17 protein-coding genes and 1 tRNA gene are annotated in these 19,159 nt (G+C 48.9%); 13 read left to right on the top strand and 5 right to left on the bottom strand.

Annotated features, from left to right (window positions below; all coding sequences use genetic code 11):
• The first annotated feature begins 13 nt into the window (after positions 1 to 13).
• Positions 14 to 172 carry a hypothetical protein gene (locus tag AB432_RS30915; protein ID WP_173630884.1) on the top strand — a complete coding sequence of 53 codons (159 nt, stop codon included), beginning with the start codon at positions 14 to 16 and terminating at the stop codon, positions 170 to 172.
• 75 nt (positions 173 to 247) lie between these two features.
• Here the strand turns inward: AB432_RS30915 and AB432_RS27205 are convergent, their stop codons facing one another.
• Positions 248 to 1,258 carry an ABC transporter substrate-binding protein gene (locus AB432_RS27205; RefSeq protein WP_048034957.1) on the bottom strand — a complete coding sequence of 337 codons (1,011 nt, stop codon included), beginning with the start codon at positions 1,256 to 1,258 and terminating at the stop codon, positions 248 to 250.
• Between the two features lie 264 nt (positions 1,259 to 1,522).
• On the opposite strand from AB432_RS27205, the gene AB432_RS27200 reads away from it, so the two are divergent.
• Both AB432_RS27200 and AB432_RS27195 read left to right on the top strand, forming a co-directional pair.
• Positions 1,523 to 2,539, top strand: coding sequence for a FecCD family ABC transporter permease (locus AB432_RS27200; protein WP_048034956.1), 1,017 nt, complete (start codon positions 1,523 to 1,525; stop codon positions 2,537 to 2,539).
• Positions 2,532 to 3,572, top strand: a complete 1,041-nt coding sequence (locus AB432_RS27195) for a FecCD family ABC transporter permease (RefSeq protein ID WP_048034955.1) — start codon at positions 2,532 to 2,534, stop codon at positions 3,570 to 3,572. The genes AB432_RS27200 and AB432_RS27195 overlap by 8 nt, the downstream gene beginning before the upstream one ends.
• Before the next feature lie 230 nt (positions 3,573 to 3,802).
• Here AB432_RS27195 and AB432_RS27190 read toward each other — a convergent pair.
• Positions 3,803 to 3,877 (bottom strand) — tRNA-Arg (locus AB432_RS27190).
• A gap of 241 nt (positions 3,878 to 4,118) precedes the next feature.
• On the opposite strand from AB432_RS27190, the gene rpoN reads away from it, so the two are divergent.
• The 9 genes from rpoN (at position 4,119) to eno (ending at position 14,362) form a co-directional block, all read left to right on the top strand.
• Positions 4,119 to 5,492, top strand: coding sequence for an RNA polymerase factor sigma-54 (gene rpoN, locus AB432_RS27185; RefSeq protein ID WP_048034954.1), 1,374 nt, complete (start codon positions 4,119 to 4,121; stop codon positions 5,490 to 5,492).
• 4 nt (positions 5,493 to 5,496) lie between these two features.
• Positions 5,497 to 5,769 carry a glutaredoxin family protein gene (locus AB432_RS27180; protein WP_048034953.1) on the top strand — a complete coding sequence of 91 codons (273 nt, stop codon included), beginning with the start codon at positions 5,497 to 5,499 and terminating at the stop codon, positions 5,767 to 5,769.
• 168 nt (positions 5,770 to 5,937) lie between these two features.
• On the top strand, positions 5,938 to 6,963 hold the full coding sequence (locus tag AB432_RS27175) for a sugar-binding transcriptional regulator (RefSeq protein WP_048034952.1): 1,026 nt from the start codon (positions 5,938 to 5,940) through the stop codon (positions 6,961 to 6,963).
• Between the two features lie 18 nt (positions 6,964 to 6,981).
• Positions 6,982 to 8,346, top strand: coding sequence for a Na+/H+ antiporter NhaC family protein (locus AB432_RS27170; protein WP_048034951.1), 1,365 nt, complete (start codon positions 6,982 to 6,984; stop codon positions 8,344 to 8,346).
• Positions 8,347 to 8,365: 19 nt separating this feature from the next.
• Positions 8,366 to 9,370: a type I glyceraldehyde-3-phosphate dehydrogenase gene (gene gap / locus AB432_RS27165; protein WP_048034950.1), complete on the top strand. Its 1,005-nt coding sequence runs from the start codon at positions 8,366 to 8,368 to the stop codon at positions 9,368 to 9,370.
• Between the two features lie 99 nt (positions 9,371 to 9,469).
• Positions 9,470 to 10,654, top strand: coding sequence for a phosphoglycerate kinase (locus AB432_RS27160; RefSeq protein WP_048034949.1), 1,185 nt, complete (start codon positions 9,470 to 9,472; stop codon positions 10,652 to 10,654).
• Positions 10,655 to 10,675: 21 nt separating this feature from the next.
• A complete protein-coding gene (gene tpiA / locus AB432_RS27155) occupies positions 10,676 to 11,434 on the top strand; it encodes a triose-phosphate isomerase (RefSeq protein WP_048034948.1) in 759 nt (252 codons plus the stop codon).
• 12 nt (positions 11,435 to 11,446) lie between these two features.
• Positions 11,447 to 12,988, top strand: a complete 1,542-nt coding sequence (gene gpmI / locus AB432_RS27150; RefSeq protein ID WP_048034947.1) for a 2,3-bisphosphoglycerate-independent phosphoglycerate mutase — start codon at positions 11,447 to 11,449, stop codon at positions 12,986 to 12,988.
• Between the two features lie 87 nt (positions 12,989 to 13,075).
• The gene (gene eno / locus AB432_RS27145; RefSeq protein WP_048034946.1) at positions 13,076 to 14,362 is read left to right on the top strand and encodes a phosphopyruvate hydratase; all 1,287 of its coding nucleotides are present in this window, start codon (positions 13,076 to 13,078) and stop codon (positions 14,360 to 14,362) included.
• A gap of 157 nt (positions 14,363 to 14,519) precedes the next feature.
• Here eno and AB432_RS27140 read toward each other — a convergent pair whose 3' ends face one another.
• The 3 genes from AB432_RS27140 to AB432_RS27125 form a co-directional block, all read right to left on the bottom strand.
• Complete coding sequence (locus tag AB432_RS27140; RefSeq protein WP_048034945.1) at positions 14,520 to 15,347, bottom strand: ABC transporter ATP-binding protein; 828 nt, start codon at positions 15,345 to 15,347, stop codon at positions 14,520 to 14,522.
• 567 nt (positions 15,348 to 15,914) lie between these two features.
• The gene (locus AB432_RS27130) at positions 15,915 to 16,952 is read right to left on the bottom strand and encodes a FecCD family ABC transporter permease (RefSeq protein WP_048034944.1); all 1,038 of its coding nucleotides are present in this window, start codon (positions 16,950 to 16,952) and stop codon (positions 15,915 to 15,917) included.
• Positions 16,952 to 17,959, bottom strand: a complete 1,008-nt coding sequence (locus tag AB432_RS27125) for a FecCD family ABC transporter permease (protein ID WP_048034943.1) — start codon at positions 17,957 to 17,959, stop codon at positions 16,952 to 16,954. The genes AB432_RS27130 and AB432_RS27125 overlap by 1 nt, the downstream gene beginning before the upstream one ends.
• Positions 17,960 to 18,142: 183 nt before the next feature.
• Between AB432_RS27125 and AB432_RS27120 the strand changes: the two genes are divergently transcribed.
• The gene (locus AB432_RS27120) at positions 18,143 to 19,153 is read left to right on the top strand and encodes an ABC transporter substrate-binding protein (protein ID WP_048034942.1); all 1,011 of its coding nucleotides are present in this window, start codon (positions 18,143 to 18,145) and stop codon (positions 19,151 to 19,153) included.
• The last annotated feature ends 6 nt before the right edge of the window (positions 19,154 to 19,159 follow it).

The raw sequence follows: 19,159 nt of genomic DNA, 5'->3' as shown, positions 1-19,159 counted from the left end.
CGGGGGTGTATGCATGACAACTGGTTTTATCGTTGCGTTGGTGCTCATCTTTATCGTCATCATCGGTGCGACGATTTTGGTTACAAACAAAGCTTATTCGCGTAAACCTGAACAAATAGATCCGATTCTGCCCAGTAAGGATACTGTTGGAAAGAAGGAACTCGATCAATAATGCCAGTAGGCAAAAGAACAGGAGTGGTTATCTCAACCACTCCTGCTTCATTGACGGTATCGGAAAGTATATAGCCTACAGTTTGGAGAAGCGTTCTACGATGTCATCAACGAGCAGTTCAGCAGAAAGGATACCGCCGCCTACGTTCCAGATCACTTCGTCAACTTGGAATGCCTTATTGTTTTTCGCGACATTCAGTTTTTGATAGAGCGGATCTTTCATCCATTCCTCGGTGTATTTATTGGCAGATCCATCACCGGAGTAATCGCCGATCCAGTAAAACATAATGTCGCCATCCATTTCAGACATGAGCTCTTTTGGAATGTCTTTTTTGAACTCATCGATGTCTTGGGAGGCTGGTCGAGCAAAGCCGAGCTGGCTCAGAACAACGCCAGAGAAAGTGTCTTTCAAGTAAAGACGGGTTGTGCCTGCTACGAAACGAGCAACAGAGACTTTCATCTTCGTCTTGTCACCCAGTTTTCCTTTTGCATCCTCAATCTTCTTATCGAAATCAGCCATTAGCTTGTCGCCTTCAGCTTTTTTATTCAGTGCTTCTGAGTAAAGGGCAAAGTTGATTTTCCATCTGCCTACGAGATCCTCGGAGAAGACGGTTGGGGCAATCGCGGAAAGCTGATCGTATACTTTTTCTTGCCCTTGGCGTCCTTTTGTTCCCAGAATCAGGTCTGGCTTCAGGCTGGCGATCAGCTCAACGTTTGGTTGGTTCTCGTCGCCCAATTCAACTGCATCCTTCATTTTCTCTTTAATATGTGGATGCCATGGGTCACCAGGTTTACCGAGGCCACTCATGACAGCCCCAACTGGCGTAATCCCTAATGCGAGAACTGCCTCTGTACTTTCACTGGTAAGAGTGACGACGCGTTGAGGAGTCCCTTTTATTTTTGTTGCCCCCATAAAGTGTTTTACTTCTCTCTCTTCAGACGCTGCCGGTGCTGGTGTAGTTGTTGACGTAGCTGGAGTAGAAGAAGATGAGCTGGATGAAGGCGTTGCCTGTCCCCCGCAGCCTGTTACGAGCATGACAACGGAAAGCATAGCCCCGAGCATCAAACGCAGGGAAGTTTTGCGCATGATGGAGAATCCCCCTTTTAACTGATAATGATTATCATTTTTCTTCACTACTTTATATGCATATATGACAATGTGTCAATATATTTTTTGGAATCAGAGGAAAACTATAGATATTTTTGTGCTAAATTTTCCAATAGCGATAATAAAAATCAATATCATTGACTAGCCCTATGCACAAGCTTAGACTGATTAGTGGGAGAAACTTACATACATTGTAGTGAATAGGCAGAATAGGTAGAATGCAACGGAAAGAAGGGAACAGGCGTGAACGTGATTTTGTCCAGCCGACTGCAAAAGACTACTGTACTCATAATAGGACTCGTCGTCCTGGCAGTCGTGATGGTAGCTAGTATCCTTATCGGAATCAATCGGTATTCGCTCGCTACTGCGGTAGAGGCATACACCCAATTTTCCGGTTCAGAGGAACATTTGATAATTACGAGTTCCCGAATGCCACGTACACTGACGGCGGTAGCAGTGGGGAGCAGCCTCGCTGTAGCAGGTGTTTTGTTGCAGGCGTTGACTCGTAACCCTTTGGCCTCACCATCTCTTATCGGTGTGAACGCTGGAGCTGCAGCTGCTATTGTGACGACGATTGCTGTTTTTGGCTCGCAATTCCCTATGTCGCAAATGATGTGGGCAGGCTTTATCGGAGCCGGGGTGACTGCTCTGCTTGTATACGGGTTGGCTTCCGCTGGGCGGGGAGGCATGACTCCGATTAAGCTGACACTTTCGGGGGCAGCGGTTGCTGCTTTTGCTTCGTCTGTGACTTCACTATTTATGCTGCTGCAAGAAAAGACGATGACAGAGGCCTTTTACTGGTTAGTTGGTTCTGTGGAGGGAAGACAGCTCGATCATTTTTTTATGATCGTTCCTTATTTGCTAGTAGGCTGGTTAGGCGCTATGCTACTGACCGGCTCGTTAAACTTGATGGTACTCGGTGATGATGTAGCGACTGGCCTGGGTCAAAAGATTATCCTGGTAAAAGCAACAGCGATATTGATCGTGGTGCTCTTGGCAGGTGGGAGTGTCGCGCTCGCCGGACCGATTGCATTTGTGGGGATCATCATACCGCATCTTTGCCGTTTTTTAGTCGGCCTTGATCATCGCTGGTTGATTCCCTATTCGATTGTCTTCGGCGGAGCTTTTCTGGTTTGCGCTGATTTACTTTCTCGCCTTGTTTTGATGCCTATGCGTTTGGAAGTACCAGTAGGCGTAGCAACTGCCATGATCGGAGTGGCTTTTATTATCCCGCTGGTCAGGGGGAGGGCGTATGCATAGACATGTAGTTATTCGGACCAAAAAGCCAGCGCTCTCGTTTCATGTAAATAAGCGGGCGTTAGGAATTAATTTCATCTTATTTTTGCTGTTATCTGTTGTGATTGTACTGAGTATTGGCTTAGGAAGCTTGCATATTCCTGTGTGGGAAGTCATCAAAGCTTTTGTGGGAGCGGGCAGTGATCAGAATGAATTGATCGTGCTGGATTGGCGATTGCCTCGCGTTGTCGTTTCAGTCATGGTAGGGGCCTCCCTGGCGGTATCAGGGGCCATCTTGCAGTCCTTGGTGCGAAATCCATTAGCTTCGCCTGATTTGATCGGGACTACAGCGGGAGCGACGGCAGCGGCGGTAGCATTTATCACTTTCGCAAAAGATGTAAGTGTGCAATGGATGCCATTGGTCGCCTTGATCGGTGGATTGTTAACCGCTACGCTTACGTATCTGACTGCGTGGAAGGAGGGAGTCTCACCTTTTCGTCTCGCGCTGGTCGGTGTATGTATCTCAGCGGGGATGGGGGCATTAACGATCTTTTTCCTGGTGATCACCCAAACCCATAAAGCCTCAAACGCTCTCGGGTGGATGACTGGAACGGTGTACGGAATGTCTTGGGTAAATGTGATGACGCTGCTTCCGTGGACCGTGTTGTTTCTCGGCGCTACGATTTTCCAAATCCGTTATTTGAATGCCCAGGAGCTCGGTGATGATATCGCCAAAGGCATTGGCGTAGCGATTGATAAAAAGAGATTGCTCTTGATTGCGATCAGTGTGGCACTGGCAGGTGCTGCGGTCGGTGTGGCAGGAGGAATCAGTTTTATTGGGTTGATGGCTCCACACATTGCTCGCAGGCTAGTTGGTTCTGCGTATGGCTACTTGCTTCCGGCTTCCGCCATTTTGGGCGGGATGCTCGTCGTCTTGGCTGATTTGATTGGGAGAACGGTGTTTTTACCGCATGATTTGCCAGCAGGGATTTTTACCGCAGCGATTGGAGCGCCGTTTTTTGTGTATCTTTTGTATAAAACGAGGAATCATCAGTAGGGAATCGATGTGTGTTTAACTATAGGTGAGTGAGGACCCTGAAGGAGAGTAATGCTTCAGGGGTTTTTCGTATTCACTATCTGCCAATTCAATAGAACTATCAAAGGACAACCAGTAAAGGTAGCGCATGAAAAACAGCCCTTAATCGGGCCTGTTTTGTGTTACCATGGGGGTTCAACATAAAAAAGCGACCTCTGGAAGTCCAAGAGATCGCTTTATGCTTGTAAGTATGGTACGCCTGAAGGGAATCGAACCCCCGCACATGGTTCCGGAGACCATTGCTCTATCCACTGAGCTACAGGCGTATATTGTGACGACAACTTTTATTATAAAACATCGAGAATCTCAATGCAAACGAAAAAAATAGTTCAACAGAAAAAACTAGCAATAAGGTAAGCGAGATTGAAAAAGTCCATTGGTGAAGATCTTTCGACATTTTTTGTGTTCTGCTTCATCAATTTGGCAGGAAAATTGCATGAGAGAACGAATATAATGAAAATAAAGAGTCATCGAGCAGCATGAGCAAGTGCGAAGGAGGCGAGCTTCATGAACATGGGATTGGGGTTATTTCAAGAACAAACACTGAAATTAGTGATGACGCCGGAATTACGCCAAGCGATTACCATATTGCAGTATTCAGCCATTGATCTCATCTCCTATTTGCAGGATCAGGCCAATGAGAATCCTGTTTTTGACCTTGAAGTGGCTGGAGAAGTCGCTTCTGCAAAAGCAGAGAAACCAGCTCCTGAGATTGACTGGAAAGAAATTGTGGGCAATCGCGCGACAGGTGAGTACGGTTCGTCGAAAAATGAAAGCACTTACAATCCGCTGGATTACGTCCAGCAAGGTGCGGAGACGCTGTACGAACATTTGGAGCGTCAACTCGGCTATGTAAAAGGATTCTCGTCGCTGCAAAAACAGATCGCTCTCTTTTTGATCGGGAATCTGGATGAGAAGGGGTATTTGGAAATTACCCTGGAGGAAGCGAGTGCGCGTCTGGGCGCAGAAATGCTGGAGATTGAGGACGTGTTGTCCGTTTTGCAGCATTTTGATCCGGTAGGCGTAGCTTCACGCAGCTTAGAAGAATGTCTTTTGCTGCAGCTCGGGCATTTGGCACTCGATGACGAAAAGATCGTTCAGGTCGTTCGCAACCACCTGCAAGATTTGGCGGACAATCGCTATCAGCGGATCGCAGACAAAATCGGATGTACACCGCAAGAGGTACAGGCGATGGCAGACCTGATCCGTACGCTGAATCCGCGTCCAGGTGCTGCCTTTTCCACAGTGGAGACAAGATATGTCATTCCAGATGTGACGGTAGAGAAGGTCGGGAATGATTATGTAGTATTGGTCAATGATGTTGCTGCACCGCGGTTGAAAATCAACAGCTTCTATGAAAAAATGCTGAGCCAGCAAAAAAGTCAGGATGAAGCCAAACAATTCATTCACGATAAGCTGAATGCCGCCATGTGGCTGGCAAAAAGTCTGGAGCAGCGCCGCCTGACGCTCATGCGTGTAACACAGGCTATCCTCGATATGCAACGGGATTTTTTTGATCGAGGGATTCATTATTTAAAGCCCATGACACAAAAGGAAATAGCAGAGCGGGTCGGCCTGCACGAATCGACGATCAGCCGGGCAACCAGCAACAAGTACGTCCAGACACCGCGCGGAATCTTTGAGCTGAAGTATTTCTTTACGTCAGCGCTCTCTACTTCCAGTGGGGAAGCTACTTCTTCTGAGAGTGTTAAGCGCAGAATTAAAGCACTGATCGAGCAAGAAGATCGAAAGTCTCCGTTATCTGATCAAAAGCTGGGTGAGATGCTGCTTACAGAGGGGATTGAAATCTCCCGCCGCACGGTTGCCAAATACCGGGAAGAAATGCTGATTCCATCGTCGGCCAAACGAAAGAGGTTTTAAGGGCATGAATGAAAAATCGTTTGAAATTGTCTTGTACGGACGAAAGAAATGTCATTTGTGCGACGAGGTGGAACTCTACATCCGCAGTCTGGCGGAGGAGTTCCCCCTTCGTATGCGCGTAGTCGATATTGAAAGTGATCCCGTCTTGCATGAAGAAATGATGTTTGTCATTCCAGTCGTCGAGATTGATGGAGAAATCGTGTTTCGCTCTATTACACATGTGGTGACGCTCGAGGAGCTGCGAAACGAATTACATAGACGTGCCGCTCGGTCATGAGTGGCACTTTTTTATAGGGGTTCGGGGAAAACTTGCAAGATATTGTTAAATATGATACATTCAAGTTGTAGCAAGTGATCTTTTTTTTGCACCAAGTGGGACATAAAATGTATATACAGGGACACAAAACGTCCCGATCAACAATTTGTAACCAAGGAAGAAGGTATAATGCGACGTTTACTGGAACTGCAACAAAAATTGTTGCCTGACTTGATTCAGGTTTTGCGTCAGCGGTACATGTTACTCCGATCCATCTATCATTTGCAGCCGATTGGCAGAAGAGGTCTAGCTCAAGCCATGGATACCACTGAGCGTATTTTGCGGGCAGAAGTGGAGCTGCTAAAAGAGACGGGGCTCCTTCATGTAACGGCTGCGGGAATGAGCCTGAGTGAAGAAGGACAACAAGTCTTGGACGACATGGAGCCTCTCGTCGGAGAGTTATTCGGCCTTACTGACTTGGCAGAGCGCCTGCAAAAAAAGCTGGGCATAGCAGAAGTCATTGTGGTGCAGGGCAATGCAGATCAATCGCCTTGGGTAAAGGAAGAGCTTGGACGGGTAGGGGCAAGGGTCCTCAAACAGGTCGTGCAAGAAGGAGACATTGTAGCGGTAACAGGTGGTTCATCCATCGCCAGCGTAGCAAGTCATCTGACGCCTTCTGCTTCGTTCAAAAACGTTCAGTTTGTCCCTGCTCGCGGTGGACTGGGAGAACGCGTAGAGCTGCAAGCAAATACGCTTGCTTCCGCCATGGCAGCGAAAACAGGTGCTTCTTATCGGCTTCTTCACGTACCGGATCGCCTTCATCCAGAAGCCTTGCAGACATTGGTTAAAGAGCCGCAAGTACAAGATGTGCTGTCGCTCTTGGGCGAAACCCGAATCGTTTTGCATGGAATCGGGGATGCCGTCACGATGGCGAGAAGGCGGAATTATTCGGACGAAGAGCTCGCAGAATTAGTGGAGACGGGCGCTGTATCAGAAGCATTCGGCTACTACTTTAATGAAGCGGGAGAAACGGTCCACAGAATGCCGACAATTGGTTTACAGCTAGAGGAAGTGCACAAGGCAGAAACTGTGCTCTCCATTGCGGGGGGCGAAAGCAAGGCAAAAGCGATTCTTTCCTTTGCTAAGCAATCGTGTCAGAATGTACTCATTACGGACGAAGGGGCAGCTTACACGCTGTTGTCCACACGATTGTAACGGAAGGAAGTCGGTCGCATGTCTATCACATCGGTAACACCCATCTTGGCAATGATCGCTGGCATCATTTTGAGCCTATCGCTCGGTTTTCCGATTGCATGGGGGATTGTTTTTGCGATCTTGGTCACACTGGTTAGTGTAAAAAGATTGGGTTATCCGTGGAAGCAGCAGTTCGTGTTTGGCTGGGAAGGTGTCCAAAAGGCAAAGCCCGTCCTTACGATTCTGTTTTTAGTAGGACTCTTGATTCCGCTATTAATGATGGGAGGAACCATTCCCGCCATCATTTACTACGGATTATCGATTGTGAATGTCGAGTATTTATTCGTCCTCTCTTTTCTGTTGACCGCAGGCGTCAGTTATTTATTGGGTACATCAATCGGTACGCTGAGTACGATTGGGCTGTCCCTGATGGGCATTGCACACGCAGCAGGGATATCACCTGCGATCGTAGGTGGTGCGCTCATCTCTGGAGCGATGGTGGGGGAACGTTTCTCGCCGATATCCAGCAGTCGTTTACTGGTGCTTTCCAATGTCGGTATGACAGAAGAGCAGGAAAGAAGAACACGGCGTCCTGCTTTGCTTACGGTAGCGATTTGCGCGTTACTTTTCCTGATCCTTGATCTGTTTCGACCTCAGGCGAACTCGACGGATACCATTCAGATGTACCAAGAGCTGTTAGTCAGTCATTTTTCTGTACATTGGCTGCTCATGCTGCCTCTCGTCGTGTTAATTGCCTCTTTTGCACTGAGAGTAAAAGCAGTAAAGGCATTGTTTTTCGGTATCGGAGCCAGTACGATTCTAGTCGGGATCAATGGGAATTTGGATGTGAAGACGTTTTTTACATCGATGCTAGTTGGATTTGAGCTTCATTCAGGAACGCCGCTGGATCAACTGGTCCATGGGGGCGGGATGTTCGCCATCTTCAATGTTCTGGCGTTAATCATTCTCGCAGGCTTTTTAAACGGCATTTTGAACAGAGCCAATTTATTAACCCCCATCGTAGACAAAATGATGGGCCATACAAAAAATAAAACGGTATTGGTAGCGAAGGCAGCGGCATTGTCGTTGTTAGTGGTTATCATCAGCTGTAATCAAACCATTCCAATACTGGTTCTCGGCTCGACTCTTCTCGGGAGGTTCTCCCAATGGGCTGGAGGGCGTGAGCTGTTGGGCAAGACGATGTTGGACTCCACAGTGGTCATGCCTGTACTGATCCCTTGGAACGGACTATCGATGATGATGGCACTGACGTTAGGTGTTTCAACGATCCAGACATTGCCCTTTGTGTTTTTTCCAATCTTATTACCGATTGTTACGATATTATCGACTCGCTGGTTTTCGCCAGAGGGCAAGTTTCTCGCGATGAAGAATAAAGCTAGCTAATGAGCAGGAGGTATACATTATGGTAAAAGTAGGTATTAACGGATTTGGTCGTATCGGTCGTAACGTATTTCGTGCAGCACTGAACAATCCGAATGTAGAAATCGTAGCGGTCAATGACCTGACAGATGCACACACACTGGCGCACCTTTTGAAATATGACTCTGTTCATGGTGTTCTGAACGTGAGCGTTGAAGCTTCCGAGAACACGCTCATCGTTGATGGCAAAGAAATCAAGGTGTTGGCAGAGCGCGATCCAGCACAACTCAAGTGGGCAGATTACGGTGTTGAAATCGTAGTGGAATCGACTGGACGCTTCACGAAGCGCGAAGATGCAGCGAAGCACTTGGAAGGTGGCGCGAAAAAAGTCATCATCTCCGCTCCAGCAACAAACGAAGACATTACAGTCGTAATCGGTGTAAACGAAGACAAGTACGATCCAGCACAACACACTGTGATCTCCAACGCATCCTGCACAACGAACTGCTTGGCGCCTTATGCGAAGGTTCTCAATGAAAAATTCGGTATCGTACGCGGCTTGATGACAACCGTTCACTCTTACACCAATGACCAACAAATTCTCGACCTGCCGCACAAAGATTTGCGCCGTGCCCGTGCAGCTGCGGAGAACATTATCCCAACCTCTACAGGAGCGGCAAAAGCGGTAGCACTCGTACTGCCTGAGCTGAAAGGCAAGCTGAATGGTTTCGCAATGCGCGTACCAACTCCAAACGTATCCGTAGTGGACTTGGTAGTTGAACTGAAAACAGACGCAACTGTTGAAGAAATTAACAACGCTCTGAAAGAAGCGGCAGAAGGCCCACTCAAAGGCATTCTCGGCTACTCCGAAGAGCCGCTCGTATCCTCTGATTACAATGGAAACCCTGCATCCTCCACAATCGATGCTTTGTCTACAATGGTACTGGAAGGAAACATGGTGAAAGTCGTTTCCTGGTATGATAACGAGTGGGGTTACTCCAATCGTGTCGTAGACTTGTGTCATTATGTTGCACAGCGCGGCTTCTAACACGTAAAATAGAACTGTTGTGGAAAAAAAGGGAGAGCAATCTCCCTTTTCCCATATCTTTTTTCCGAATAAAAAGCCAATGATTTGGGAGGATCGTTCATGAACAAGAAATCTATCCGCGATGTTGAGCTGGCAGGCAAGCGCGTATTCTGCCGTGTCGACTTTAATGTGCCGATGCAGGACGGGGTAATCACCGACGATACACGCATTCGTGCTGCTGTACCAACCATCCGTTTCATGATGGAGGCAGGAGCCAAAGTAATCCTGGCGAGCCATTTTGGGCGTCCTAAAGGCCAAGTAGTGGAAGAGATGCGTCTTACTCCTGTCGCAGCCCATTTGTCCTCGCTCTTGGGCAAGGACGTGCGTAAGCTGGAGGATTGCCATGGTGCTGACGTAGAAGCGGCAGTAGAACGAATGGAGTCTGGCGACGTCATCCTGTTAGAAAACGTACGCTTCCATGCGGGAGAAGAAAAGAACGATCCAGAACTGGCAAAAAGCTTTGCGGCCTTGGCTGATCTGTTTGTCAATGATGCTTTCGGGACAGCTCACCGGGCACATGCTTCTACAGCGGGAATCGCTGAGTACATACCAGCAGTTGCGGGCTTGTTGATGGAAAAGGAGATTCGCTTCATGGGCGGAGCCTTGTCCAATCCGGAGCGTCCGTTTACAGCGATTGTCGGCGGTGCAAAAGTAAAAGATAAAATTGCTGTCATTGAAAATTTGTTGACCAAAGTCGATCACCTGATTATCGGTGGCGGTATGGCGAATACATTCCTCAAAGCACAGGGCTATGGCATTGGTGCTTCTCTGTGTGAAGACGACAAGCTCGATCTCGCACGTACGTTGATGGATCAGGCAAAAGAGCGCGGCGTTCAATTGCTGATGCCAGTTGATGTTGTGGTAGCTGACCGTTTTGCGGCAGATGCAGAAAAGCAGGTCGTTGCAATCGATGCGATTCCAGAGGGCTGGATGGCACTCGATATCGGTCCAAAAACAGTGGAGCAGTACCACAGCGTCATTGTAGATTCGAAAACGGTTGTATGGAACGGTCCGATGGGCGTATTTGAAATGGATGCTTTTGCAGCCGGCACGATTGGTGTAGCCAAGGCGATGGCAGCATGCAGCGGTACGACCATCATCGGTGGCGGCGATTCCGTAGCGGCTGTGGAAAAAGCAGGCGTAGCCGAGCAGATGACACACATTTCTACAGGCGGCGGAGCGTCCCTGGAATTCATGGAAGGCAAGGAACTGCCAGGCGTAGCTGTGTTGGCAGATAACCAATAAGAGCGAAGAGGGGGAGTTTGCATGCGAACACCAATTATCGCGGGGAACTGGAAGATGTTCAAAACGATGGCCGAGGCAAGAGCGTTTGCACAGGAAGCCAAGGCGGGCAACCATACTTCCGGGGTACAAAAAGTCATTTGCGCACCTTTTACAGCGTTGGCTGCACTTAAGGAAGAGCTGGCGGGCACGGATATTGCCATCGGCGCGCAAAACATGCATTTTGAAGAGCAAGGTGCTTATACAGGTGAAATCAGCGCGTCCATGCTGAAAGAAATCGGTGTAGAGTACGTGATTCTTGGTCACTCCGAGCGCCGTCAATATTTCAATGAGACAGATGAGACCGTGAACAAAAAGGTTGTAGCCGCATTAGCAGCAGGTCTCGTACCGATTGTGTGCGTAGGCGAGAGTCTGGAGCAACGGGAAGCGGGCGAGACAGCTGACGTAGTCCGTACGCAGACAGAAGGTGCCTTTGCTGGAGTGGACGCTGCACAAGTGGCGGATACCGTTATTGCATACGAGCCGATTTGGGCGATTGGTACAGGCAAGTCTTCCACAGCAGAGGATGCCAATGAAACGATTGCTATCATTCGCAGCGTAATCGGTGAACGCTTCGGACAAACGACAGCCGAGAAAGTGCGCATTCAATACGGCGGCAGCGTAAAGCCGGAAAACATCGCAAGCTACATGGCACAGCCAGACATCGATGGAGCATTGGTTGGTGGCGCGAGTCTCGTAGCGGACAGCTACTTGCAGCTTGTGGCAGGAGCTACGTCGCGATAGGAGGAGAAAGCAATGGCACAAAGACCAAAACCGGTTGCCCTTTTGATTGTGGATGGTTTTGCTCTGCGGAACGAAACGTATGGAAACGCAGTAGCACAAGCCAGCAAGCCGAATTTTGACCGTTACTGGAACCAATACCCTCACGCGACTCTGGAGGCAAGTGGGCTGGCTGTTGGACTGCCAGAAGGACAGATGGGGAACTCCGAGGTAGGCCATCTCAATATCGGAGCAGGGCGTGTTGTTTATCAGGATTTGACGCGCATTACCAAGTCGATTCAAGAAGGCGCTTTTTTTGAAAACGAAACACTGATCGCAGCTTTCCAGCACGCGAAGCAAAACGGCAAGCAGCTCCATCTGTTCGGACTTTTGTCCGATGGTGGTGTACACAGTCACATTGACCACCTGTTTGCGATGCTCGAGTTGGCGAAAAAGCAGGACTTTGCGGATGTGTTCATCCACGGTTTCCTCGATGGTCGCGATGTATCGCCTGACAGTGCAGTGGGCTATATCGAACAGCTGCAAGCCAAAATTGCAGAGCTCGGCGTTGGCCGTATTGCTACGGTACAAGGTCGCTACTATGCGATGGATCGGGACAAACGCTGGGATCGCGTAGAGAAGGCGTATCGTGCCATGGTGTACGCAGATGCTCCGGCTTATCGTGATCCGGTTCAAGCGGTAAAGGAATCCTACGAAAAGTCCATTATGGATGAATTCGTCATGCCAACCGTGATTCTCGATGAAGCAGGCAAACCTGTGACGACCGTTCAAAGCGGCGATTCGATTATTTTTTATAATTTCCGACCGGATCGTGCGATTCAAATGTCGCAAGCCTTTACGAATGAAGACTTCCGTGGCTTTGACCGCGGAGATAAGCGACCACGCGATCTGCATTTTGTGTGCCTGACGCATTTTTCCGAGACGGTTGACGGGTATGTCGCTTACAAGCCTTCCAATCTGGATAATACATTGGGAGAGGTGCTTTCCCAGCACGGCTTGAAGCAACTGCGCATTGCCGAGACAGAGAAATATCCGCATGTGACGTTCTTCTTCAGTGGCGGGCGTGAAAAGGAATTTCCAGGTGAGACGCGTATCCTGATTCCTTCGCCAAAAGTAGCGACGTACGATCTACAGCCAGAGATGAGTGCACCAGAGCTGACAGACGCTGTTGTCGCTGAGATTGAGGCAGACAATTTTGACGCGATCATCCTGAACTTTGCCAACTGCGACATGGTTGGTCATTCCGGTATGATGGAGCCAACGATCAAAGCAGTCGAGACGGTTGATGCATGCTTGGGCCGAGTGGTCGATGCCATCGTAGCAAAAGGCGGCGTAGCCATCATCACGGCTGACCACGGCAACGCGGATCTGATGCTGGATGAAGCGGGACGCCCGATTACTTCACACAGTACGTATCCGGTGCCTGTAATCGTGACCAAAGACGGGGCTGTTCTGCGCGAAGACGGTATTTTGGCCGACTTGTCGCCAACGCTTTTGGAGCTTTTGGGGGTAGCGCAACCGGTTGAAATGACAGGCAAATCGTTACTTGCAAAATAGGCTTTACTGGGACACACTGTAAGGGTAGCTTGGCTTTTATCGAAAAATAGATTGTAAGTGCACATGAAAAAAGGAGATGGACGAGAAATGGCAATGATTACTGACATTTATGCACGCGAAATTATGGACTCCCGCGGTAATCCAACTGTGGAAGTAGAAGTGTATCTCGAAGATGGCTCGATGGGGCGCGCAGATGTTCCATCTGGAGCGTCTACAGGTGCGTATGAAGCAGTTGAGCTTCGCGACGGTGACAAATCCCGTTACTTGGGCAAAGGCGTTCTGAAAGCTGTAGAAAACGTGAATGAAATCATTGCTCCTGAACTGATCGGCATGGATGCCCTCGATCAAGTTGGTATCGATATGGCGATGATTCAGCTCGACGGCACGCCAAACAAAGGCAAGTTGGGCGCAAACGCGATTCTCGGCGTGTCTATGGCAGTAGCACGTGCGGCCGCAGATTCTCTCGGCGTTCCTCTCTACAACTACCTCGGCGGCTTCAACGCGAGAATGCTGCCAGTTCCTATGATGAACATCCTGAACGGTGGTAAGCACGCAGACAACACCGTAGACATTCAGGAATTCATGGTTATGCCAGTAGGTGCTACATCCTTCAAGGAAGCGCTGCGCACAGGTGCGGAAATTTTCCACTCCCTGAAAAAAGTATTGGGTGAAAAAGGCCTGAGCACAGCAGTAGGGGATGAGGGTGGTTTTGCTCCAAACCTGAAATCCAACGAAGAAGCGATCACAACCATTTTGGATGCGATCAAGGCAGCGGGCTATGAGCCAGGCAAAGACGTGTTCCTCGCGCTGGACGTAGCGGCTACAGAAATGTTCAAAGACGGCAAATACCACTTCGAAGGCGAAGGCGTTGTGAAAACAACAGAAGAAATGATCGCATTCTACGAAGATCTGGTAAACAAATACCCAATCATCTCCATCGAAGACGGTCTGTCTGAAGACGACTGGGATGGCTGGAAAGCGCTGACTGACAAGTTGGGCAGCAAAGTTCAGTTGGTTGGTGACGACTTGTTCGTAACGAACACAGAGCGTCTGGCTCGCGGAATCGAGACCTCCACAGGTAACTCCATTCTGGTAAAAGTAAACCAAATCGGTACGCTGACAGAAACCTTCGAAGCGATCGAAATGGCGAAGCTGGCAGGCTATACAGCGGTCATCTCCCACCGTTCCGGTGAAACCGAAGACTCTACAATCTCTGATATCGCAGTCGCTACAAATGCTGGTCAAATCAAGACTGGTGCGCCTTCCCGCACTGACCGCGTAGCGAAGTACAACCAACTGCTACGTATTGAAGACGAACTCGCTGATACAGCTCGTTTTGGCGGTCGTTCTGCCTTCTACAACCTGAAGAAGTAAGCTTGCCTGATTGATAGATAAAAAGAGCGCGCGGCAGTCCAGGACTGCCGCTGGTCTTTTTGTAGGATGAAAGAAACTTGCCAACGCACTCAAGTTTTTGCATAAGAAAAAAGACTGCCCATACGACTCGATGGACAGTCTTTTTGTTGTTTGGCGCTTATGACATGGCGAATGCTTTTCGTTCGGTCTGCACAGTGCCCAGACGACTTTTACTGTACGGGATGCACATAGGAGTTCCGTACAGCGGGTCTTGCGTAATTTGGCAATCCATATCGAATACCGTACGGACAAGGTCGGTCGTCAGTACTTCGTTTGGAGTTCCTTCTGCCACTACGGTTTGATTGTGAACAGCGACGATATGATGGGCATAGCGGCAAGCGAGATTCAGATCGTGGAGAACCATGACGATGGTGCGCTGTTCCGTTTGATTCAGTTCAAACAACAGGTCCAAAATCTCAATCTGATGCGACATATCCAAATAAGTCGTAGGCTCATCCAGCAAAATCGTCTCGGTTCCTTGGGCGAGCGTCATCGCAATCCAGGCGCGTTGACGTTGTCCGCCAGAAAGACTGTCGACGGCACGATTGGCCATATCCGTGAGTTGAGTAGCTGCCAATGCTTTGTTGACCATCTGCTCGTCTTCTTCTGACCATTGCTGTAGCCAGTTTTGATAAGGATAGCGTCCTTGTTTGACCAATTGCAGAATCGTCAATCCTTCTGGTGCAGATGGCCCTTGAGGAAGGATAGCAAGACGTTTGGCTACCTCTTTGGTAGAGCGTTTCGCGATCGATTCTCCTTCAAGCAGGATGGCGCCTTCCTTTGGTTTGAGTAAACGTGCCAGAGAGCGCAGCAATGTCGATTTGCCACTGCCATTACTGCCAATGAAAACTGTGATTTTTCCACGCGGGATGTTTAAATCTAATGCTTCAATGATGTTGCGTTCTCCGTACGATAGCGTAAGCCGTTGGGTTTCCAAAGCTTGCATATGGGGTGGACTCCTTTCAACGTATAGGAATTAAAAAATATATTCAGGGTCGCATGTGCTGCGGTGGGGAGAAGAATATTTCCAGTCTAGGCTCAGTGCTCCGTCCCGCTGAGGGTTGGGACTGTCCGCTCCGAAGCGATTCGCGGGGAAACGCAAAAGTGGTAGCCGCTTTGTCGTATGGGCACGGTTTGCGTTTCTTTTGCCCGCGAATCCCTTCTCCGCTCGGTAGGACTCCACAAGTCGCTACGTCTGGAAATATTCTTCTCTGGTGTAACGGAATATGTTCCACATTCTTTTAAGGCTTTTAAAATCGGACTAACATGGAAAGCTCGTAGAGGAAACAGGAGAAATAAGCGAAGATCTTTGGTACACCGACCGAGACTCCATGCAAAAAGCGAAACACGCTCTTAAGCGTCCACCTCTGGAAAAACATCCTGAAAGAACTACTTTGGACGCGGTTTCGCTTTTTGCATGGAGTCGGGCAGTGAATCCCTCAGCGGGTGGGACAAGAATCTGAGCGTTTTCTCCTGTTTCCTCCCCACCACCACAGCAGGACAAGGTTCTTCCCTAGCGATTTCGGTTTTTATACAGCAAGTAGATGAAAAACGGAGCGCCGATGGCAGAGGTGAATACCCCTACAGGCACTTCGATTGGTGAAAAAGCCATGCGTGCAATCAAATCGGCAAGCAATACGATAATGGCACCCAAGAAAGCTGAAAGTGTCATGGCACCGCCAAAGGACGGACCAATCAGTTGCTTGGCAATGTGTGGGGCCAGCAAAGCCACAAAGCTGATATCTCCTCCAACAGAGACGGCTGTTCCCGTCAAAGCCGCGCAAATCATGAGCAGGAGGAAGCGATCCAATTGTAAGGAACTGCCGAGACTCGTAGCCAGATCATCGCCGAGCTGTTGAATGTTCACGCGTCTTGCAAGCAAGCACGCTGCGAGAATCAGTCCGACTACCCACGGCAAAATCATGAATACGTCGTTCCAGGCAACGCCGTAGATGCTTCCGGTCAGCCAGAGCAATGCCTTATTTTGCAGCAAAAACGGACTGAACATGATCAGCATGGTGACAATGGCACCCGCTGCGATTTTAATTCCAACACCGATCATGACGAGACGAAGCGGCGTAACTCCTTTTTTCCAAGAGAGGGCGTACAGCAGGAATGTCGTCAATGTTGCTCCCAAAAAAGCGATGGGAGGAAGCCACTTGATGCTCGCTGTTTCAAATAGGATTAGGAAACCGACTGCAAAAACAGATGCTCCCCCCGATACCCCAAGAATATCCGGTGAAGCCAGCGGATTGCGGACGAGGCCCTGCATGATGGCACCCGCAACGGCGAGTGCGGCACCTACCAGAATAGCAATGACGATGCGTGGCAGGCGAAATTGCTCCACAATCAAAGCATTCTCTTCTGAACCGATTCCCAACAAAACTTTTACCACATCGAGTGGAGCGATTTTCATTTCACCCATTCCGAGACTGACAACCGCCACTGCGATGACGATCAGCAAGGCGAGTAGCGAAAACCAGATCGTCTTTTTATGTAGCTGAAACGATGAAAAGCGCTTGCCGATGCGAAGAGACAGGTAGTCTTTCATTATTTATCCAGCCCCTTGCGTGCGACATAGATGAAGAACGGAATCCCGATCAGGGCTGTCATTACTCCAATAGGAACTTCAGCAGGCATTGCGATAAAGCGAGCGCCGATGTCTGCTAACAGCAGCAGGATGGAACCAAGCAGACCGCTGTACAAAAGCACCCAGCGTGTGTCGATTCCGACAAGATAGCGGGCCAGATGCGGGGTAACCAATCCGACAAAACCAATAGGTCCAGCAACAGCAACCGCGCAACCGGATAAGAGAACAATGACGATTCCAACACTGAATTTGACCAATAATGTGCGCTGACCGAGACCTTTTGCAACGTCATCGCCCATCAACAACGTTTGAATCGGACGTGCGAGGACAAAAGCAGCAATCCAGGCGATGATCATATAAGGAAAGACAGTGGCTAAATACTCCAGCTTTCTGCCTCCAACGGAACCGGCCAGCCAGAAAAGCACTTCGTCAGTAGCTTTTTCATTCAGGACCATCATGCCGTGTCGGATCGAGGAAGCCAAAGCGGTGATAGCTGCACCCGCTAGAACCAGCTTCACAGGCGAAAGACCATCTCTGCCGAATGAACCGAGCAGGTAGACAATCAAACCTGCTACAGCGGCTCCTAAAAAGGAAATCCACGTAAACTGGGTCAAGGAGCTGATCCCGACAAATGTAACGGCGAACACAACAAAAAGAGAAGCACCTGCATTAAGACCGAACAGTTCAACGTCTGCAACAGGGTTTCTCGTCAAGGATTGGAGCAGTGTTCCGGCCAAGCCGAGGCAGAAACCGACCGTAAGCGCATTGAGCACACGCGGTACTCGTACTTCTTTAATGACGATGTGTTCATTGGAGCCGTTGAAATTCGTGTAGGCATCAATCGCAGTTTGCCAACTCGTGTCAATGACGCCAAAGATAAGGCTGGCATAACTGAGGTAAGTCAGGAGGAGAAGGGCGAATGCCACTCCCAGAATTTTACGAAAGTTGCTAGCTAAAAAAGAATTCATGATGGCTACATCCTTATTTCTTAGATGGTTTCATAGTTAAGTGTAGAGCTACATAAAGGAAGTGTCAATGACGTTGATAGTCATTATCATTTTATGATTGACTTTTGACAAGCAGGGGAGTAGGATAGACTCTGTCATTGATATGAATTCTCATTATAGAAAAGGGAAAGGGGTCCTTTCATCATGTTTTCTCGTACATATCGGACCGCAGGCGGTAAAGCTTTCTTTGCTGTCTTAATGGCGCTCTTGCTGATCGTTACAGGTTGTGGCGCACCGCAAGCAAGCGAACAAAAGCCAGCAGAACAAAAGCCTGCTGACCAAGCAACTGGCAATTCCGAGGGTTCCGGCCAAAGCTACACAGTGAAACACGCAATGGGTGAAACAACCATTAAAGGAACACCAGAACGTATCGTTATGTTGACTAACCAAGGTACAGAAACCTTGATGGCTCTCGGTGTAAAGCCAGTAGGGGCTGTAGGTTCGACCATTGATCCTACTCAATTCTACGATTTCACCAAGTCCTTCCTTGAGGGGACAAAATCCGTCGGTACAGAAGGACAACCTAACCTAGAAGCAATCGCGGCACTGAAGCCTGACCTGATTCTGGGGATGAAATTCCGTCACGAAAAAATTTATCAACAATTGACTGCAATCGCTCCAACCGTATTTGTGGATGAGCCGCGTGGTGACTGGAAAGCAAACTTCTCCTTGTTCGCAGAAGCAGTAAACAAAAAGGCTGAGGGCGAAAAGGTCCTTGCTGACTGGAACAAGCGCGTAGAAGACTTCAAAGCTAAAGCCGGCGACAAGCTGAACACGAAAGTATCCGTAGTTCGCTTCATGCCTGGTAAAGTTCGCATCTACTACAAAGACACCTTCACTGGCGCGATCTTCAAGGATCTTGGCCTGGCACGTCCAGCTTCCCAAGATAAAGAAGAATTCGCAGCAGAAGTAACCAAAGAGCGCATTCCAGAAATGGACGGCGACATCATGTTCTACTTCACGTACGAAACAGGCAAAGGCGAGGCTTCCAAGCTGGAGCAGGAGTGGACAAACGATCCTCTCTGGAAAAACCTGAACGTCGTGAAAAACAACAAGGCATTCAAAGTGGATGACACCATCTGGAATACTTCCGGTGGCGTAATCGCTGCCAATAAAGTACTGGATGAGCTGGAAGGCTACATCATCGGTAAATAATGAGAA

Source organism: Brevibacillus brevis (genome assembly GCF_001039275.2).
Taxonomy (GTDB): domain Bacteria; phylum Bacillota; class Bacilli; order Brevibacillales; family Brevibacillaceae; genus Brevibacillus; species Brevibacillus brevis_C.
The sequence above is the reverse complement of the archived record's forward strand: the minus strand, read 5'-3'. Positions and strand labels throughout refer to the sequence as shown.